Source organism: Methanomassiliicoccales archaeon, assembly GCA_013415695.1.
Taxonomy (GTDB): Archaea; Thermoplasmatota; Thermoplasmata; order Methanomassiliicoccales; family JAAEEP01; genus JAAEEP01.
Genome location: JAAEEP010000004.1, coordinates 46,172 through 63,122, shown reverse-complemented (window position 1 = coordinate 63,122; position 16,951 = coordinate 46,172). Strand labels below are relative to the sequence as shown.

Here is a 16,951-nt window from a genome sequence, read left to right as displayed (position 1 = left end):
GATGATTGCACTGTCTTGAACAATCAGGTTGTCTTCAGCATTGATGAATCGCGATTCTTGAATTCCCCCACATCAATGGAATCAGAATGGTCAGTGATTCTTGGTTCGGCTGGGTTCAATTAAAGCGATATACGCACATCGATGTCTGCAGTATAAGGTCTTACCAGCCCATCAATAAATCTAGAAGTTCTGGTAAAGGAACATATCCCTGACTTGTCTCCTGGAAACTCCTTCCCGCAGATTCTCCAGAAAGGTCCTCGGAAACGGCGAAAGGAACTGGATTCTCGTCATGTTCTCCGGTAAGTGAAGATGCACCATGATCGACTATGAGTGAAAGCCTGACTTCGCTCTTCCCTTGGAAGTGTCTCCTGAGCAAAATATCAACCTCTTCTAGGAACTCCAGCTTCTTCTGTGGATCCCTCTTGTGACTCATGTCATCGATCTCTTCTATGTGAAGGAGGACATCAGATTCGTTGACCACATGGGACGCCTTCTCGATCCTTTCTTCGAGGTCATCGATCCAAATCTTATCCATTCCTAGAAATGCTCCCACGCCAAGAGCCGAAGGACTGTTGGAAAGGAAGGAGATGCCGCTGAGCTTCTTCCTGACATCCTTGTATTTCTCCACCATGTCTCCTCTGCCCCCTTGCCAGGGCAGGATAACCCATCCTCCGGTCTCATCCCTCACTGCTTCAACCAGTTCCCGGAGAGGCCCTAGTCTATCCAAATCGAGTTCGGCGTTTACCGGTGGAGATGGAAGGTCCAGTACATCATCACTCTCAATGGTCATGACTCCCTTCCCCTCGCCGTAGTATCGTATCTCGGGCTTCAGATGGTCTATGAGTGGAAGATTTCTTTCGAAAGAGGCCTTGAGAACCTCGACCTCCTCCTCCGAGATGATGTAACCCCATTCCATCCAGCCGTTCTTGATGGTAGCTGGGCTGAGCCTATAACCAATGCGTCCTGGAGGAACAGTTAGATTGAATCCAAGGGTCTCGATCAACCCTCTTGGGACATCCTCCTTCCGCCTGCTTAGAAGTTCTAGGAGGAAAAGATGTGTGTATCCGCAGGCATCGGTACAGCCGAACCTCCCCGCGGTGGTGATACTGTTGATGAAAGGCATCTCCGCGGCTTGCAACGGAGTCAAGTTTCCCAAGCTGGGTATTCTGTCGTCGGTGGCCCCATCCAGCAGTATGATGATCCTATGCATCTAAACCGGTTTCGAGATTGAATGTCTTGATATTCAATACTTGCCATTATTCTTCAGGAAAAGTTAGAATTCTAGCCAACATCCCATCCAAATTCTGATGTTTTCTTCGAATATCCAGAAAAAAGTCAACCTCATTGATGAAATGTAAGGAGAATGGCGGTTAGAATTCTAAATTTTGGATAGAGCTATAGCCACCTGGCCTATGGATATGCCCCCATCACCATTGGGAACTCTGTCATGGCCGATGAAGTTCATCCCCTCTTTCCGTACCTTGTCCCTCACGATACCAGAGATCGTTCCGTTATATGCCACTCCGCCAGTCAGGCCAATGTTCCTTGTTTCTGAAGATTCCGCAGCTTCAAAGGCGACCTCGAGCAGGCCCGTGAGAAGGTCGTGAACGAAGCTGATCGCTAAATCTTCCCTGCGTCCTTCCATCTCGAATAGCTGATCGAACATAGGAACGGTTCTTACCACCCCGTTCGAGACGTCCACCTCGAAATCGTGTATCTTCCTACCGTTCTCAAGAAGAGCTTCCAGCTTCATGGCCGGCTCGCCATCGTAGGAGCGATATCTGCAGACTCCCAGGTAACACGATAGCGTATCGAGGATCCTTCCAAAACTGCTCGTCCTGAGACTGCTCGTCATCATCTTCCTGAAGATAGCGGCCTCTTCCTCCTCGAAGAGGTCGCAGTTTCTTCCGTTCAATTCACTGAACGCGAAGACGAGTCTACCCACGTCCCGAACCGCTTTCTCTCCTCCAATGAGCGGAATCTCCTCCAGATGCCCCACCCTTTCAAATTCCTGGAAGGTGGTTTGGAGAACCTCGCCCCCCCATGCCTTTCCGTCCTCGCCGTAACCGGTTCCATCCAAGGTCAGGGCAATCAACTCATTCTCGGCCGAGTCGATCATGAGGGACGCGGCATGTGCCCAGTGATGCTGGACCTTGATGATCTCTGCTCCGTACTCCTCGCTCATGATCCTTCCCATTCTGCGGTTGGAATAACCGGGATGGAGATCCATGGCCAACACATCCAACGAATCCAAACCCAGCAATTTGGTCTGATACCTCACCGCCTGTTCCAGAAATTCTATCACACCGATGGAATCTCCATCGCCCACATACTGGGTAGGGTATATTCTTCCATCCATTGCTATGGCTGCTGTCAGGTTCTCCTGGGCTCCGATTCCAATGGCCCTGCCCTTGAATGGCGACCCAATGTTCGACGGTATGTGTCCCCTGGATCTTCGGATGAAATGCGTGTTCTCGTCAAAAGACCTCACCACTGAGTCGTCGCAGCGGTTGACAATTCTTCTGTTGTGGAGCAGGTATGAATCGGCCCCTAGTGAAAGCACTTCCCGATCGTCCAGCAACATCGGCTCCCCGGGAACGTTTGCCGAGGTCATTACCACAGCATCAGCCTCCAGATGGTGAAAAAGGATCTCGTGCATGGCGGTGTATGGAAGGAACGCCCCTATGTTGTTCAGTCCGGGGGAGGTCCATTCCATTCCCTCGGATCGATTCTTGGCGATCAGGGTGACTGGTCTATGGGGCGAGGTCAAAAGATGGATCTCGTGCTCAGTTGGAGAACCGTAGGCCTCAAGGGCTTTAAGGTTCCTGACCATGATAGCAAATGGCTTCTGTTTCCTCCCGTACCATTCCCTCAATCTAGGGATGGTTTCCATCGAGCAGCAGATGTGCATTCCGCCCCATGATTTTGCCACGCCGATCTCACCACCATCGATGCGAGCGGCAAATTCTGCGATAGGGTCTGTTCCAATTTCATTGCCGTTCCTGTCCAGGAGCTGGTATCCAGGTCCGCACTGGGGGCAGGAGATCGTCTGGTGATGGAACCTCCTGTTAGATGGATCAGAGTATTCATCACGACAGGTCTCGCACATGGGGAATTCCTGCATCGAGGTCTTGCCTCTGTCGTAGGGGAGATTCTCTATGACCGTGAAACGAGCCCCGCAATCAGTGCAATTTGTGAATGGGTAAAGGTATCGTCTATTGGAGGGATCGAAGAGTTCCCTCCTGCATGAATCACATAAGGCGACGTCGTTAGGGATACCGATGCCTTTCTGCCCTTCCTTGCTGGGAACGATGATGAACCCGTCTATTCCATCAAGGGCCGTGGTATCGCTCTCCTGGCATTCTATCCGGTCTATTCGTGCCAGGGGGGGAAGGCTTTCTTTCAATTCCCTCAAGAATGCCTCCCCATCGCCATCGATCTCCACAACCACGTTGGATCCATTGTTCTGGACATATCCCTTGAGATTGAGAGATCTCGCGATCCTGTAAACGGTCGGCCGGAACCCGACCCCTTGGACAATTCCGTGGATCACGAGTTTCATCGGGGCATTTGACCAGCTGATAGATATAAAAATCTTCTGCAGGAACCCGAGTCTGCACAACGTTTAAGGAAATCCTAATTGATATGCCTGAAGGAGCTGGATTACTATGAGCGAGGTCAGAGATGGTCTTCTTTACAGCGAAGAACATGAGTGGATCAAGGTGGAAGGGGATATCGGAAAGGTAGGCATCACCGACCACGCCCAGAAGGAGATGAACGATATTCTTTATGCCGAGGTTCCTGAAGTGGGACGGAAGGTCAAGAAGGGAGAAACCATTGGCGCAATTGAGAGTGTGAAGACGGTGGCAGATGTATACACGCCGGTATCAGGAGTGGTCATCGAGGTCAACTCAGAGCTGGAAGACTCCCCCCAGTTCATCAATGAGAGTCCCTACGACAAGGGTTGGTTCGCGATCATCAGGATAGAGTACGAGGATGAGTTAGACGAACTGATGGACGCGGAGGACTACGCCGATTTCATAGGGGTGTGAATCAGGCACCAGCTAGGTCCAAGGTGTGGGGGCACTCGCATTTCGCCCTTTTCTCCGGTATCGAGGGCAAGGTTCTCTTTAAAATCTCTCGGATCTTATCCAGGTTATCAGCCATAGTGGAAAGTACCGTGGCAGTATCTACGGGATGATCTGCCCAAGTATCATAATCGGTGATCATTGCGAGGCTCACGTAGCACATCTCAAGCTCTCTTGCAAGCTGGCATTCCGGTACGAGGGTCATACCAATGATGTCGGCGAAATTCTTGAACATTATACTCTCTGCCCTGGTGGAGAATCTGGGCCCTTCAATACAGATGTAAGTTCCAGTTGAATGGTACTGCAAGCCCATGGATTCGGCCTCCCGTATGAATATCTCCCTCAGTTCGGGACAGAATGGGTCGGCCATTCCAACGTGAATCGTCTTGGGGCCGTCATAGAAGGTGTAATTCCTCTTCTTGGTGAAATCGATGAACTGGTCTACGATGACCAGATCTCCTGGTTTGTATTCCTCATTCTCGGAACCAACGGCACAAGGTGATATGACCCTATCAACTCCCAGCTCCTTCAGTGCCCATATGTTTGCCCTCGAGTTCACCATATGGGGAGGGATCCTATGCCCCTTGCCATGTCTGGGGATGAATGCCACACCAACCCCCTCCAGTTCTCCCAGTATGATCTTGTCCGAGGTTTCTCCATAAGGCGTGGACATCGTCACCTCCTCCTTGACCTCGAAAACCTCCGGGTCGTAGACACCCGATCCACCTATGATGCCTATCTTCACGTTCATCCTCTCACCGGCCCTGGTAGACCGGGAGCCACTTAAATGTTTGTCGCAATCATTGTCCACCGCAATAACAGGTGTTTCGGGAAAGCATTTTTCTAGACCGAGCTCCACTTTATTCCCAGGGTTTCGAATGGAAGATCGATATGAGAAGGTGGACATCGGGTGGTCCGACGCGATAATGTCGCTACCGCCATCACAGGTATTCTTGCTGGCCGTGGGGGAGGAGAGCCCTAACATCATCTCCATTGGCATGTTCGGCGTGTTCTCCTTCCTGCCGCTCACAGTTGGAATTGGGATCAAGACCGGAAGGCACAGCTACAAGCTTATCATGGAGACGCCGGACTTCACGTTGAACGTCCCTGGCAAGGAGCTGATAGAAGCAGTGAAGATCTGCGGCGAGAAGTCAGGTAAGGATATCGCGAAGTTCGATGAGACCGGTCTTACACCTGTTCCTGGGAAGAGGACTAAGTCCCCTAAGATAAGAGAATGCTTGATAAACATCGAGTGTAAGAAGAAGGAAAAGATGAGGATCGGGGATCACGAGTGGTTCCTGGCCGAAGTAGTGCACGCGGATATCGTAACCAAGTATGATAAGAAGGACACGATACTCTACTGGGGAGGCGAGTACTGGTCACTTGGAGAGGTCATCGAGAGCACTATCAATTACTGATCGCTCGTCCTTTTCGCACTTTCCTTTTTCTTCGCCTTCTCCTTTTTCTTAGTGCTGTAAAGGAGAAGTGGGTATGCCGTCACAGAACCAACAACACCCATAGCCAGGGTTTCCGGAGCATCGTCCTTGAGATGTCCAACCGGATCTTCCTTTGGGTCTATTCGGTCCACATGTACGGCGTAGTAATCCCCCATATCATGCATGTGCAACCTCCCCTTTCGGTATGAAGCCTTGCTTCCCTCGTGAGGGATGGCAATAATGGCTTTGTTCCAGCCGATTAGGGGTTCTTCGATCTCACCTTTATAGATGAATATTTCCTCACCTGGCTTAAGGTTCTTTGCTCTCTCCTCAATGACCCCCATTGGATCCACCAAACATCTGTCAATCTCAGTCCATGTGAGATAAATGTATCCATTCGAAATCGAGTCCGTTTCTCGATTGAACACCTGAAAAACATCGAAGTCCATTACTCTAGAACATATTTCGTAGCAATTCAGCGAAATAGCAAATTATTCGTTTCTTACAGATGTTAGAACAGAAAGAATTTTGAATGGTTCAATTTATCATGAATTGGGATTTCATGGGACAGAAAAACGAGGTCAATCCAGTTGAAGGCATCAAGAAGTTCCCTTCATTTCCGGTGGTACTAGCAGCCGTTGGGGGAGAGGACAAGAATGTCATCACCCTCGGTCTTATGCATGTCTTCTCGTTCCGACCCACCATCATAGGTGTAGGTATTTCGCCTTCAAGGTACAGCCACGAACTGTTCCATTGTTCACCAGACTTTACGGTCAATGTACCCACGAAGGACCTGGTTGAGGAGGCGATTTTCTGCGGGGTAAGTTCGGGCAGGAACACAGACAAGTTCCTAGAATCCGGATTGTCCATACAAGAAGGGGTAGAAGTGACCTCGCCCATAATCCTGGAGTGTCCTGTCAACTTCGAGTGCAGAAAAACCGATGTCGTGGACATTGGGGACCATACCTGGTTCTTTGGGGAAGTTGTTCACGCTTGGGTAGACGCTGATTATGACCGGGAGAGGCTGCTCATGTACTGGGGCGGCGACTTCAGGACGGTGGGGGACATCATCCGGAGGAGATGATGAGGTTCGAACCTCTTGGACTCGAGGAATGGTTCCACAAGTGGAGAGGGGTGGGTACCAACCTGGATGTGAGCGGGGCTCCCGCACCATATGATGATTTCCACCCAGAATTCGAGGAAGGATCGGACCTGGTGGAATTAGAGGAGGAGCTAGTAGAGTTGCTCTCCCGCCTTTACGGTGTGGGAACCGAAAGGATAGCCCTCACCTTCGGTGCTCAAAACGCCAATTCGCTGGTGCTCATGACCCAGCTGAACGAGGATGACATGATAGCGGCAGAGCACCCCATATACGAACCGATGCTGAAAGTAGCGCAGCAGGTATGCCGTATACGAAACCTGCCTCGGACGCTGGAGAACCAGTACCGGCCTACCATGGATCAGCTTAACGATGTTCTCACCAGCGGGTCGAGAATGGTGATGATTACAAACCTCCACAATCCTAGCGGCGCTGCCCTCGATGATGAGGAATTGAAAGCCATCCTGAACGTCGCAGAGGATAAAGGAGCGATGGTGCTCTGTGATGAGATTTACCGGGAAATGTGTTACTCCCAGCCACCCAGGGGTGCATTCGAGCTTGGAGAGAATGCGATAGTAACCAACGGTATGACCAAGCTCTATGGATTAGGTGACCTGCGTGTGGGTTGGGTCATAGGCCCGGAGGATGTGGCTAGGGAAGTTGAGCTGTGCAGGCTGGCCATCTTATCTCACCTGCCAGCCTACTCACTGGCCGTCACGATCCAGGCTTTGGAGAGGAGACAGTGGTTCAGGGACAGAATGCTTTCAATAGCCCAAGAGAATCTGGAAGTCCTTAGTGATTGGGCAAGGATTGAGACGCGCGTAACCTTCATGATGCCCGAAGGGGGGTTCATGTTTCTCCTTCCCCTGCCGAAAGGGGTCGATGACATCGAGTTCAGCGAGTTCCTGTTAAGGGATCTTGATACCGCGGTGTGCCCTGGAAGATACTTTGGAGTTGAAGGCCAGATAAGGGTAACTTTCTCCTGTCCTCCAGAGGAGTTTGCCAGGGGATTACGAAACATATCATTGGCTCTGAATCACTTCTCATAGGGGCGTTCAGCACCCTTGTAGGAGCCGAGCACCTTGACGAACGCAGCCCTTCTTACCAGATCTGCCAGCGCCTTGCTGATCGTCTCGTCATCAGCATGTCCATCGATGTCAACGAAGAAGACGTATTCCCAGAAACGATCCCTCCGGGGTCGGGACTCCAGTTTGGTCATGTTCACGCCGCGCTCCGCGAAAGCACCAAGGCAATGGTGAAGGGCTCCAGGAAGATCTTTTGTGGCGAAAATGAGCGAGGTCTTGCCCCCTTCCTCCAGGAACGAGGCCCTTTTCTCCAGAACAAAGAATCTAGTGTAGTTGCGATCGCTGTCCTGGATCCCCTCCCTGAGAACCTCCATATCATATGCGGAGGCAGCTCTGCTGCTAGCCACCGCAACTTCATCCTTCTGTCCCCGTTCCTTGAGCTGCTTAACAGCCCCGGCGGTATCATATGCTGGTATCTTCTCCCAATTGGGATGTTTCTCTAAGAAGTTGCGACACTGGGCCAGCGCCTGCGGGTGGCTGTATACTTTCCTGATATCCCCCTGTGATGTACCCGGGTGTCCGATGAGGCAGTGGACAACCTGGATGATCTCCTCTCCCACCACGGTGAGGTCATTGTCAAGAAGCAGAGCATTCACCTGACTCACGCTTCCTTCCAAGGTGTTCTCCACCGGGACAATTCCGAAATCGACCTCGCCTCGGGCAACCCGGTTGAAGACCTCGTTGAACTCAGCGCATGGGACTGGTTCGACCCCATTGCCGAAGTATCGGTAGGCGGCATCCTCACTGAAGGCGCCTGGAACGCCCTGGAATGCCACGGTCACCTTTTCACTCATGATCATCACCGAAGAATTCGGAATGGATTGCTAGAGTCGCCTCATCAATATCTTTCTTCTTCACGATAAAGCAGTAGGCTACCATGGATGCACCGGCTGAGATCATGCTAATGTTTACACCCTTCTCGGCCACAGAATTGCATACCCTGGCTGCCACTCCTTGACTGTATCCAATACCCTCTCCTACCACGCACACCAGTGCCATATCCTCGATTATCTCGAACCGATCAAGCACTCCTCGGGTCAGTGTTGAAAGGAAACCTCTCACTCTTTCAATATCATTGCTATCAATAAGAAGGGAAACGCAGGTCTGAGATGTGGCGGCGGAGTATATGTTGACCCTTAGGTCGCGGAGGACTCCGGATAGCTCGGCCATGACCCCGTACCTCGCCCCTATTCCCACGCCGTACGCCTTGATGATTACCATGTCCTCCATGCACGAGATGCTCTTTATGGTGTTCGGGATGTACTCTGCTCTGCCATGGATGACTGTACCTCCGCCTCCTGGTGCGAACACGTTCATCAGCCTGATCTTAATTCCCGCCTCTCTCGCAGGTTCTACAGTACGAGGGTGAAGGACCCTCGCTCCGAAATATGATAACTCGGCGGCCTCCTCATAGGACAGCTCCGCTATCGGAACGGCCTCTGGTATAACCCTTGGGTCAACGCTCATGAAGCCGTCAACATCCTTCCAGATCTCCACATCGTCCGCCTCGATGGCGTACCCGATTACGCTGGCGCTATAGTCAGTCCCGTTTCTCCCGAACACCGTGACGTGCCCGTCCTCGGTCACTCCGAAGAAACCGGTGACCACAGGAACCTCATTCTTCTCTATCATTGCCCTGATCTTTCTACCCACATTTTCCCGGGTGGCCGTCAGGTTCGCACTAGCGGAGCCATAGTGGCCGTCTGAAATGATTCCTATTTCATCTGCCATGATAGGAACCGCGTTAACACCCATGTCCTGGAGCATCGCGGAAACAAGTATCACGGAGAGCCTCTCCCCGAAGCTCTGGACCAAGTCCATGGTCCTGGGGGTGAGCTCCTCTAAGTAGCAGATCCCGTAGAGGACCCTCTCCAGCTTGACCAGCTTCTCCATCAACAGGGAGATGGTCTCCTGTTTGGTCCCCATGCTGGTGGAAATATCACGGAGAAGGGAGACGTGCTTATCCTTCAATTGTCGAAGGAATTCCTGGATATCCTGCTCCGAACGCATCTCCGAGACGAAGTTGATGAGCATGTCCGTCACTGATTGGACAGCGCTTACCACCACTACCTTTGGCTCTGGATCCGAGGTGACGATCTCGCCGACCCTGAGCATGGCCTCGGCGTCCTTCAAGGATGACCCACCGAACTTCATTATCTTCATCGGCCCCGGATCCTCCGCAGTATCTCTTGTGGATTGTCTATGACCGCCCGCTTCACTTCATTCTCGGATAGTCCTGCACCTTTGGCTACTAGCTCTGCCCTCTCCTGGGTTATGAGGTCGGAGTAGCTATGGGCGTCGGTATTCACGACCATTCCGGCTCCTACCTCGAGCGCCCGAAGCGCAACATGCCCATTGGTCAGGCAGTGTCCTCTCCTGGAGGAGATCTCAAGGGTAATACTGTTGTCCTTGGCAAGCTGTGCTTCCTCAATTGTGATGAGACCAGGATGTGCAAGGATATCGACCTCGGGGTTCTTCACAGCCATCAGGTTGGTCCCTGGTTCAGTGGGCTCTGCCAATGATTCCCCGTGGACCACCACAAGTTCCGCCCCCAATCTTCGGGCTCTGGAAACCAGGTCATCGATCCTGTTCGCCGGGACATGGGTTATCTCCACTCCAAGAACGGTCTCTATATCCCATGATTCAGCCAGTTGGCAGTCCTTGGCCGTCTCCTCGATCACCCTGTCGATGGTCGAGAGTGAGACATGGTCGGTGAACGCTATTCCCTTAATGCCCTTTACATCAGCCCTCCTGGCCAGTTCTATTGGAAGCAGGTCTCCATCGCTGAGCAGGGTGTGTGTATGAAGGTCGATTCTCATTTTCTTCTCTCCGATAACTTCTCGAATACTTTCTCCAGGGGAACGTCCTTGCCCTCAAGAAGCACAAGCAGGTGGTATATGAGGTCAGCGGTCTCCCAGGCTATCTCCTCTGGATTATCACCCTTGGCGGCGATGGCCAGCTCACCTGCCTCCTCTATGACCTTCTTCAGCATCTTATCCTCGTCCTTGAACAGCTTGCATGTGTAGCTGCCCTCGACTGGATTCTCCTTCCTGTCCTTTATGACCCTCATCAACTCAGGGACTATTGCAGCGGTGTCCTTGATATCCCCATATAGGATCTCGGCGAAACAGGAATGGCGTCCGGTGTGACACGCGTGTCCCGTTTGATCGACCCTCACCAGAAGGGTATCCTGGTCGCAGTCCGTCTGAATGGAGGCTATATCCTGGACATTACCAGAGGTCTCACCCTTCATCCACAGCTCCTCTCTTGAGCGCGACCAGAAGTGAGTCTTCCCGGTCTCCAGCATGAGGTCAAAAGCCTCCTGGTTGGTGTATGCATGCATAAGGACCTCGTTGGTGTGCATATCCTGGACGATAACTGGTATGAGACCCTTCTCATCGAATTCCAGCATGGTCATGGCCTAACCCTCACCCCTCTATCCTTGAGATACTCCTTGACCTCACCTACAGTGTGGGTGTCGTAGTGGAATATAGAAGCCGCCAGGGCGGCGTCCGCCCGGGTCCTGGCGAACACCTCGTAGATGTGTTCGATGCTCCCGCAGCCACCGGAGGCGATGACGGGTATGTTGACCTCGTCCGCGACCGCCGCCGTGAGATCGATGTCGTATCCGTTCTGGGTTCCGTCGGCATCCATTGATGTCAGCAGGATCTCCCCTGCTCCCAGGTCTTCCACACGGCCGGCCCATTCAACGGCATCTATTTCAGTGCGTCGGGTGCCTCCATGTGTCCAAACCTTCCAGGAGTCTCCCTCTCTCTTGCCATCTATGGCGATTACCACACACTGGCTGCCGAAGTCCTCAGCGCAGAGGGGAATGACCTCTGGCTCCGCGACCGCGAATGAGTTTATGGAAACCTTGTCGGCTCCCGCGTTCAAAGCATCCCTCATATCCTCTTTACTTCGGATACCGCCTCCCACAGCAAGGGGTACGAAAAGCTTCTCAGCGGTCCTCTCGACGACCTTGAGCATGGTCCCCCTCTTCTCCAGGGAGGCAGAGATGTCCAGGAAAACGATCTCGTCCGCTCCCTGTTTCTCGTACTCAACAGCCCTTTCAGCAGGATCGCCCACTCCCTTGAGGTTCTTGAACTTGATCCCCTTGACCACCTTGCCATCCTTCACATCCAGGCAAGGGATTATCCTTTTGGTTAGCATATTAATTTCTCCTGACTTCTGGGGCATCCTTAGTGCTGAGTAACTCATCCCTTGGAGCCAGGGCTTCTTTAAGGGCCAAGCCTAGAGCCTTGAATGTGGCCTCCACGACGTGATGTTCGTCGAAACCCCTCTCGTGGATGGTGTGAATAGTGATGCTCGAGGACATCGCGAAGCTCCTGAAGAAGTGGATATACAAAGCATCGGGACACTCCACGTCAACGTAGGGGCGATCGATAAGGTCCACTGCCACTGTGACCAGGGCGTCATCCATGGGAACCATGGCGTGTGAGATCCTCTGGATGGGCGTGTCACCCATAGCATCCCTGAGAGTCTTTCCCAGGACGATGGCCACGTCCTCGATCAAGTGGTGATCGTTGTCCCCAACCGCGCTGACGCTCAGGTCAAAGGACGCGTATTTGGCCAGCGTCTCTAGCATGTGTCTGAGGAACTGGTCCTCACACTCGATATCCGTTTCTCCCTTGCCGTCCAGGACGAGGGAGATATCAATGTTGGTCTCCCGGGTCCTTCTGCTCATCTCAGACTTCCTCATGGTCTTTCACCCCACAGTTGTTCTGGGTCCAGCTTTCCCGTGTAGAGGGCTATCCCGATTACCACGGCCTCTGCGCCCATTTCCTCCAAAGTCGACAGATCCTCCATGCTGGAGATGCCGCCAGAGGCGATCACTTGGAAGGGACACCTTCGGATGAAATCCGCAGTCTCCTGGGAGGCTATCCCTTCTGCCCTTCCCTCGACATCCACATTGGTGTGCAGTACCCCCGACAACGGGAGATCCTCGATCCTCTGGAACATCTCCTCCAGAGTGATGCCCGAGTCCTCCTGCCATCCCCGGACCTGGATCATTCCCCTCTTCACATCCAAGGCGAGTATTATCCTTCCGGGGTGTTCGTCGGAGTTCCTGGCCAGCCAAATAGGGTCCTTTATTGCCTTGGTTCCCACCACGATCGCGCGGGCACCAACCTCCAACAGGTCATCGACCAGCCGGTCGCTGCGTATTCCTCCGCCAACCTGGACAGGGATGGTAACATTCTCGATGATATCCTTAATGGATTCGATGTTGTTTCCCTTTCCAAGAGCTCCATCCAGATCTACCACATGGAGTCCAGGGGCTCCCATTGACTCCCATTTGAGGGCCATCTCCACTGGATCTGGCAGGACTATCTTCTCCGTTCCCGGAACACCGCCGACGAGCTGCACGACCTTGCCGTTCAGCATATCGACGGCAGGAAGTATTCTCACAGACAACCCCCCGCAAACTCCACGAAGTTGCTCAGGAACCTCAGCCCCGAGGTACTGCTCTTCTCTGGATGGAATTGGGTTCCAACGACATTTCTTTTTCTGAAGGCTGACGGAAATTCAACGTAGTAATCGGTGCTACCAACAACGACATCCTCATCAGGGTTGCCGTGGAACGAGTGAGCGAAGTAGAAGTACCTTGAATCTATCGAATCGAACAAAGGATCCTGCGAGCTCACATGGTTCCAGCCCATGTGCGGTACCTTCTCCGCATCCAGGCGTATGACCTCGCCCTTGAAGTAACCCAGTCCAGGTGAGTCACCCTCTTCGCTTCCCTCGAACAGTATCTGAGCTCCGATGCAAATGCCCAGACAGGGGGTGCCATTGCTCAGCATATCTACTATCTGGTCCCGGTACGGGATCAGTTTCTCCATCGTCTTGGAAAAGGCGCCCACCCCCGGAAACACGATGCACTCCGCGTTCAATATAGCGTCCATATCCCTTTCTACCCTGGGGTTGGAACCGCATAGCTCCAACGCCTTTCGGATGGAGTGGAGGTTACCCACGCCGTAATCGGCGATGGTGATGTTCACTGGCATCGGGAAAGTACCTCCTCTATCTTCTCGACAAGTAATTCGTTCAGCTCCTGAGTTCCAATGGTTGTTCTAATGCAGTCTTCCAGCATTCGTTTTGACCCGAAGTCCCTTATCAGCACTCCCCTTTCGGCTAAATCGCTCGTGAGCTTGCTGGATGAGATCGGAGATCGAGCCAGCATGAAGTTGGTCTCCGAAGGGAAGACTTCGAAACCCATCATAGTAAGGGATGAGGCCAGTTTGGGCCTCTGCTCGTTGACAGTCCCTACGATGCGGTCAACATACTCTCGTTCCCTGAGCGCTGCGATGGCCATTCTCTCGCTGACCCTGTTGAGCGAGTAGGGGATCTTCACCCTGTTCATGATGTCTGTAAGTTCCTCGCTGGCGATCAGGTATCCGACCCTCATCCCTGCCATTCCATACGCCTTTGAGAAGGTCCTGGTCACGATTAGGTTGTCGTACTTACTGACCAATGGGATGAATGACTCGCGGGCGAATTCCCCATAGGCTTCGTCCACCACCACGGGGCCGTCAAACTCGGTGACGACTCGCTCAACATCCTTTCGGCGGAAGGTGTTGGCCGTAGGGTTATTCGGGGTGCATAGGATGGCCACTTTCCCAGAGGCGGTAAGTATATCATCGGTGATCAGCTGGAAATTCGGTGAAAGGTCTACCTCCTCGACCCGTCCACCGTTCACCTTGACGAACCAGGAATGCAGGGCGTACGAAGGATATGGAGTCACCACCCCTTCTCCCCACTCCAGGAATGATTTGAAGATGACATCAAGCACCTCATCTGAACCGTTTCCAACTATCACCATATCCGGTCTGACGTCATAGAACTGGGCCAGCTCCTTCCGAAGGTCATCTGAGTATGGTTTCGGGTACTGGTTGATGTCCATATTGAGGCTTTCCTCAAGCACCTTGGCGGCCACAGGATTCGGCCCCAGCACATTCACGCTGGTATCCATTCTGACCACATTCTGGTACTTGGGGTTGTAGTACTGCTTAATATCCTTGAGGGTCGACCTCATCCATCTCTCGGGCAACCTTCTCACCCCCTAGGGGACCATGCGGTCAATGGGCATTATAAGGATGCCCGAGGCCCCCAGCTTCTTGAGCCTGGTGACGGATTCGTAGACCTTGTCCTTGTCCACGACCACATGGATGGCCACGCAGTCATCTCTACCCATGATATTCATTACCGTCGGTCCAGCTATGCCTGGAAGGAAGGATTTGATCTCCTCGAGAGCCTCTTTTGGCACGTCAGCCATCAGGTATTTCTTCCCCTCGGCGTCCGTCACGCTCTTGATGGCCTCTGTGAGTTCCCTTATCTCCTCTTCCTTGGCCTTCAGGCTCTCCTTGTTTGCGACCACGACTGCCCATGATTCCAGAATGGTGCCGATTTCTTTGAGCCTATTACCCTTGAGAGTGGAACCACTACTGACGAGATCGACAATGATGTCCGCCACCCCGATTCTCGGGGTGACCTCGGCCGCTCCAGAGACCGCTGTGATCTTCACCTTCTTCCCTTTGGATTCGAAGAATTCGTTCGTCATCTTAGGGAACGAGGTCGCTACCACAGTCCCGCTAGGCACGTCATCAACAGAATCTATACCAGATCCTTCCGGGGAGGCGACGGACAGCCTGCAATATCCATAGTTGAGGGTCTGGATGATCTCCATGTCTAGGCCGGATTCCATCACCAGATCTTTTCCGGTGATGCCAAGGTCAACCGCGCCGGTATGGACGAAGCGAACGATATCCTGAGCCCTGAGGAACATGATCTCGAAGTCCATGTTCTTCACGGGTGCGTAAAGCTTCCTCTCGCCACCGTTTTGGATGTCCAGCCCAGCTCTCTTGAGGATCTCGATGGATCGGTCGCTGAGCCTTCCCTTGTTCGGCACGGCCATTCTTATGGTCATCTGCTCACCTGTGGATGTGCTCCCAAACAGCTAATATATATTTATATATGTATGGACAGAACATCTGGTGAGTCCTGCTCTTCTGAACATTCTGTAGATCCCAGGCATATCGCTGGGAAATTCATATGGCTCTCACATTTATTCTTGGCAGTATCTGATCTAGGTCGTTCGGTCGAATCGATCGGGCAATTCGTTCGAAATCAATCGAGTCGATTACTGTCGAGCCATGCTAATGCTATCAGGGGTGGACCTATCTGTACGAGATCCACTGGTATCTCCTCCTCGTATTCCTTATAATTGATGCAATGTCTAGCTCGCTTGCATAAAATGAACACTTGAACATGTCGATCACGGGTTGATTCGAAATTGAAATAAGAAATTTCCTTTAATATATCATATTCTTGAAATAAGTCCATAAGATCAGTGTATGTGCGGAAAGGTGATTATCGGCCATCATCTCGATGGGTATACTTGGAATTTCCACATTGAACTTCTTGAATGACCCTTCCTCGAGCCAAGCGGAAATGTCAATCTCAAACATCAAACGAGGTGAGCTCAGTGACTATTACTCATCCACGTTGAGCACCTTTCTGGTAATCAGGTGCTCCCCGCTTTCCACTCTGACCAACTGGGGAAGGGATCCTTTCATGGCCAAATGCTCACCAGCAATGATGAGGGCCCCCTCCACACCGCTGATGGTGCAGACCCTATCCAAAGCCTTTCTTAGCGCCTCATCTGAACACTCTTCCACCCAGTTACCAAGGGCAGTGGCACATGCATCTGCGAGAAGCACATTCTTGCTCATCACGGTAGCGAGATCCGCCTTTCCGAAAGATATGGAGGGCCCCAAAGTCCTTGATGAGCTGCATATCCCATAGGGACAATCTCTGGGAACGCATTTGAAACCGAGGTTTGTGAAGCGATCACCACTGTAGATGCCGACCATCAATTCCTGTCCCAGCACCATGGCGATGTCCCCACCATTATCCACAACTGCCGTCTTTGCCCCAGCGCGGAACATGGCTTCGACAGCCTCTTGTGCCACGGCTCCGGCAACTGTAGCCATGGGCCCCACTCCTGCCTTCGCGGATGCGTCGCCCATCCTTCGTATAAGGGGGTGTTCGTCTTCATTGGATTCGTAGGGTTCGAGTGTATTCCCGAACAGAGGGTCGCGACGTATCTTGCGCAGAATGATCTCTCTGGTATCGAAAATACTCTGCTGTGCCAAAGGAAGATACTCTTTTTCAGCCAGGATGGTAACGGCAGTCTCGCCGATCTCGAAGTGCGTCCTCTCCAGCATC

The 16,951-nt window shown here is 52.4% G+C and carries 19 protein-coding genes; 4 read left to right on the top strand and 15 right to left on the bottom strand.

Annotated features, from left to right (window positions below; genetic code table 11):
- Window positions 1-160: 160 nt before the first annotated feature.
- Both GKC03_03080 and hypF read right to left on the bottom strand, forming a co-directional pair.
- Window positions 161-1,210, bottom strand: coding sequence for a hypothetical protein (locus tag GKC03_03080; GenBank protein NYT11521.1), 1,050 nt, complete (start codon window positions 1,208-1,210; stop codon window positions 161-163).
- A 168-nt stretch (window positions 1,211-1,378) separates the two neighbouring features.
- Window positions 1,379-3,562, bottom strand: a complete 2,184-nt coding sequence (hypF, locus tag GKC03_03075; GenBank protein NYT11520.1) for a carbamoyltransferase HypF — start codon at window positions 3,560-3,562, stop codon at window positions 1,379-1,381.
- Window positions 3,563-3,668: 106 nt separating this feature from the next.
- Here hypF and gcvH point away from each other — a divergent pair, with 106 nt between their 5' ends.
- Window positions 3,669-4,052 (top strand): glycine cleavage system protein GcvH, encoded by a 384-nt coding sequence (gene gcvH / locus GKC03_03070; GenBank protein ID NYT11519.1) that lies wholly within the window; start codon window positions 3,669-3,671, stop codon window positions 4,050-4,052.
- Between the two features lies 1 nt (window position 4,053).
- Here gcvH and GKC03_03065 read toward each other — a convergent pair whose 3' ends face one another.
- Window positions 4,054-4,839 (bottom strand): S-methyl-5'-thioadenosine phosphorylase, encoded by a 786-nt coding sequence (locus GKC03_03065; protein NYT11518.1) that lies wholly within the window; start codon window positions 4,837-4,839, stop codon window positions 4,054-4,056.
- A gap of 127 nt (window positions 4,840-4,966) precedes the next feature.
- On the opposite strand from GKC03_03065, the gene GKC03_03060 reads away from it, so the two are divergent.
- Complete coding sequence (locus GKC03_03060) at window positions 4,967-5,506, top strand: flavin reductase family protein (protein NYT11517.1); 540 nt, start codon at window positions 4,967-4,969, stop codon at window positions 5,504-5,506.
- Here GKC03_03060 and GKC03_03055 read toward each other — a convergent pair.
- Window positions 5,500-5,973, bottom strand: coding sequence for a hypothetical protein (locus GKC03_03055; protein NYT11516.1), 474 nt, complete (start codon window positions 5,971-5,973; stop codon window positions 5,500-5,502). The two genes, GKC03_03060 and GKC03_03055, sit on opposite strands and share 7 nt — an antisense overlap.
- A 98-nt stretch (window positions 5,974-6,071) precedes the next feature.
- Here GKC03_03055 and GKC03_03050 point away from each other — a divergent pair, with 98 nt between their 5' ends.
- Both GKC03_03050 and GKC03_03045 read left to right on the top strand, forming a co-directional pair.
- Window positions 6,072-6,608 (top strand): flavin reductase family protein, encoded by a 537-nt coding sequence (locus tag GKC03_03050; protein NYT11515.1) that lies wholly within the window; start codon window positions 6,072-6,074, stop codon window positions 6,606-6,608.
- Window positions 6,605-7,672, top strand: coding sequence for a pyridoxal phosphate-dependent aminotransferase (locus GKC03_03045; protein ID NYT11514.1), 1,068 nt, complete (start codon window positions 6,605-6,607; stop codon window positions 7,670-7,672). Before GKC03_03050 ends, GKC03_03045 begins: the two co-directional genes overlap by 4 nt.
- Here the strand turns inward: GKC03_03045 and pheA are convergent.
- From pheA to GKC03_02990, 11 genes are all read right to left on the bottom strand, one after another.
- Window positions 7,660-8,502, bottom strand: a complete 843-nt coding sequence (gene pheA, locus GKC03_03040) for a prephenate dehydratase (GenBank protein ID NYT11513.1) — start codon at window positions 8,500-8,502, stop codon at window positions 7,660-7,662. The genes GKC03_03045 and pheA overlap by 13 nt on opposite strands.
- Window positions 8,495-9,871, bottom strand: a complete 1,377-nt coding sequence (locus GKC03_03035) for an aspartate kinase (protein NYT11512.1) — start codon at window positions 9,869-9,871, stop codon at window positions 8,495-8,497. The genes pheA and GKC03_03035 overlap by 8 nt, the downstream gene beginning before the upstream one ends.
- Complete coding sequence (locus tag GKC03_03030) at window positions 9,868-10,527, bottom strand: histidinol phosphate phosphatase domain-containing protein (protein NYT11511.1); 660 nt, start codon at window positions 10,525-10,527, stop codon at window positions 9,868-9,870. The genes GKC03_03035 and GKC03_03030 overlap by 4 nt, the downstream gene beginning before the upstream one ends.
- Entirely contained in the window at window positions 10,524-11,126 is a 603-nt protein-coding gene (locus GKC03_03025) for a bifunctional phosphoribosyl-AMP cyclohydrolase/phosphoribosyl-ATP diphosphatase HisIE (GenBank protein ID NYT11510.1), read from the bottom strand. Before GKC03_03025 ends, GKC03_03030 begins: the two co-directional genes overlap by 4 nt.
- Window positions 11,123-11,878: an imidazole glycerol phosphate synthase subunit HisF gene (gene hisF / locus GKC03_03020; protein NYT11509.1), complete on the bottom strand. Its 756-nt coding sequence runs from the start codon at window positions 11,876-11,878 to the stop codon at window positions 11,123-11,125. Before hisF ends, GKC03_03025 begins: the two co-directional genes overlap by 4 nt.
- A gap of 1 nt (window position 11,879) precedes the next feature.
- Window positions 11,880-12,428 (bottom strand): imidazoleglycerol-phosphate dehydratase, encoded by a 549-nt coding sequence (locus GKC03_03015; protein ID NYT11508.1) that lies wholly within the window; start codon window positions 12,426-12,428, stop codon window positions 11,880-11,882.
- Entirely contained in the window at window positions 12,425-13,135 is a 711-nt protein-coding gene (hisA, locus tag GKC03_03010) for a 1-(5-phosphoribosyl)-5-[(5-phosphoribosylamino)methylideneamino]imidazole-4-carboxamide isomerase (protein NYT11507.1), read from the bottom strand. The genes GKC03_03015 and hisA overlap by 4 nt, the downstream gene beginning before the upstream one ends.
- Window positions 13,132-13,731 (bottom strand): imidazole glycerol phosphate synthase subunit HisH, encoded by a 600-nt coding sequence (hisH, locus tag GKC03_03005; protein ID NYT11506.1) that lies wholly within the window; start codon window positions 13,729-13,731, stop codon window positions 13,132-13,134. Before hisH ends, hisA begins: the two co-directional genes overlap by 4 nt.
- Complete coding sequence (hisC, locus tag GKC03_03000; GenBank protein NYT11505.1) at window positions 13,722-14,759, bottom strand: histidinol-phosphate transaminase; 1,038 nt, start codon at window positions 14,757-14,759, stop codon at window positions 13,722-13,724. Before hisC ends, hisH begins: the two co-directional genes overlap by 10 nt.
- 27 nt (window positions 14,760-14,786) lie before the next feature.
- A complete protein-coding gene (locus GKC03_02995) occupies window positions 14,787-15,650 on the bottom strand; it encodes an ATP phosphoribosyltransferase (GenBank protein ID NYT11504.1) in 864 nt (287 codons plus the stop codon).
- Window positions 15,651-16,215: 565 nt separating this feature from the next.
- Window positions 16,216-16,950 carry a UPF0280 family protein gene (locus tag GKC03_02990; GenBank protein ID NYT11503.1) on the bottom strand — a complete coding sequence of 245 codons (735 nt, stop codon included), beginning with the start codon at window positions 16,948-16,950 and terminating at the stop codon, window positions 16,216-16,218.
- Between the last annotated feature and the right edge of the window lies 1 nt (window position 16,951).

Excerpts from the sequence above, each read along its gene's own strand:
- GKC03_03015 (NYT11508.1), bottom strand. The coding sequence starts at position 12,428 with ATGAGGAAGTCTGAGATGAGCAGAAGGACCCGGGAGACCAACATTGAT.
- pheA (NYT11513.1), bottom strand. The coding sequence starts at position 8,502 with ATGAGTGAAAAGGTGACCGTGGCATTCCAGGGCGTTCCAGGCGCCTTC.
- GKC03_03050 (NYT11515.1), top strand. The coding sequence starts at position 6,072 with ATGAATTGGGATTTCATGGGACAGAAAAACGAGGTCAATCCAGTTGAA.
- hisH (NYT11506.1), bottom strand. The coding sequence starts at position 13,731 with ATGCCAGTGAACATCACCATCGCCGATTACGGCGTGGGTAACCTCCAC.
- GKC03_03055 (NYT11516.1), bottom strand. The coding sequence starts at position 5,973 with ATGGACTTCGATGTTTTTCAGGTGTTCAATCGAGAAACGGACTCGATT.
- GKC03_03080 (NYT11521.1), bottom strand. The coding sequence starts at position 1,210 with ATGCATAGGATCATCATACTGCTGGATGGGGCCACCGACGACAGAATA.
- GKC03_02995 (NYT11504.1), bottom strand. The coding sequence starts at position 15,650 with ATGACCATAAGAATGGCCGTGCCGAACAAGGGAAGGCTCAGCGACCGA.
- hypF (NYT11520.1), bottom strand. The coding sequence starts at position 3,562 with ATGAAACTCGTGATCCACGGAATTGTCCAAGGGGTCGGGTTCCGGCCG.
- hisF (NYT11509.1), bottom strand. The coding sequence starts at position 11,878 with ATGCTAACCAAAAGGATAATCCCTTGCCTGGATGTGAAGGATGGCAAG.
- GKC03_03060 (NYT11517.1), top strand. The coding sequence starts at position 4,967 with ATGGAAGATCGATATGAGAAGGTGGACATCGGGTGGTCCGACGCGATA.
- GKC03_02990 (NYT11503.1), bottom strand. The coding sequence starts at position 16,950 with ATGCTGGAGAGGACGCACTTCGAGATCGGCGAGACTGCCGTTACCATC.
- gcvH (NYT11519.1), top strand. The coding sequence starts at position 3,669 with ATGAGCGAGGTCAGAGATGGTCTTCTTTACAGCGAAGAACATGAGTGG.
- GKC03_03045 (NYT11514.1), top strand. The coding sequence starts at position 6,605 with ATGATGAGGTTCGAACCTCTTGGACTCGAGGAATGGTTCCACAAGTGG.
- GKC03_03025 (NYT11510.1), bottom strand. The coding sequence starts at position 11,126 with ATGACCATGCTGGAATTCGATGAGAAGGGTCTCATACCAGTTATCGTC.
- GKC03_03035 (NYT11512.1), bottom strand. The coding sequence starts at position 9,871 with ATGAAGATAATGAAGTTCGGTGGGTCATCCTTGAAGGACGCCGAGGCC.
- GKC03_03065 (NYT11518.1), bottom strand. The coding sequence starts at position 4,839 with ATGAACGTGAAGATAGGCATCATAGGTGGATCGGGTGTCTACGACCCG.
- GKC03_03030 (NYT11511.1), bottom strand. The coding sequence starts at position 10,527 with ATGAGAATCGACCTTCATACACACACCCTGCTCAGCGATGGAGACCTG.
- hisC (NYT11505.1), bottom strand. The coding sequence starts at position 14,759 with ATGAGGTCGACCCTCAAGGATATTAAGCAGTACTACAACCCCAAGTAC.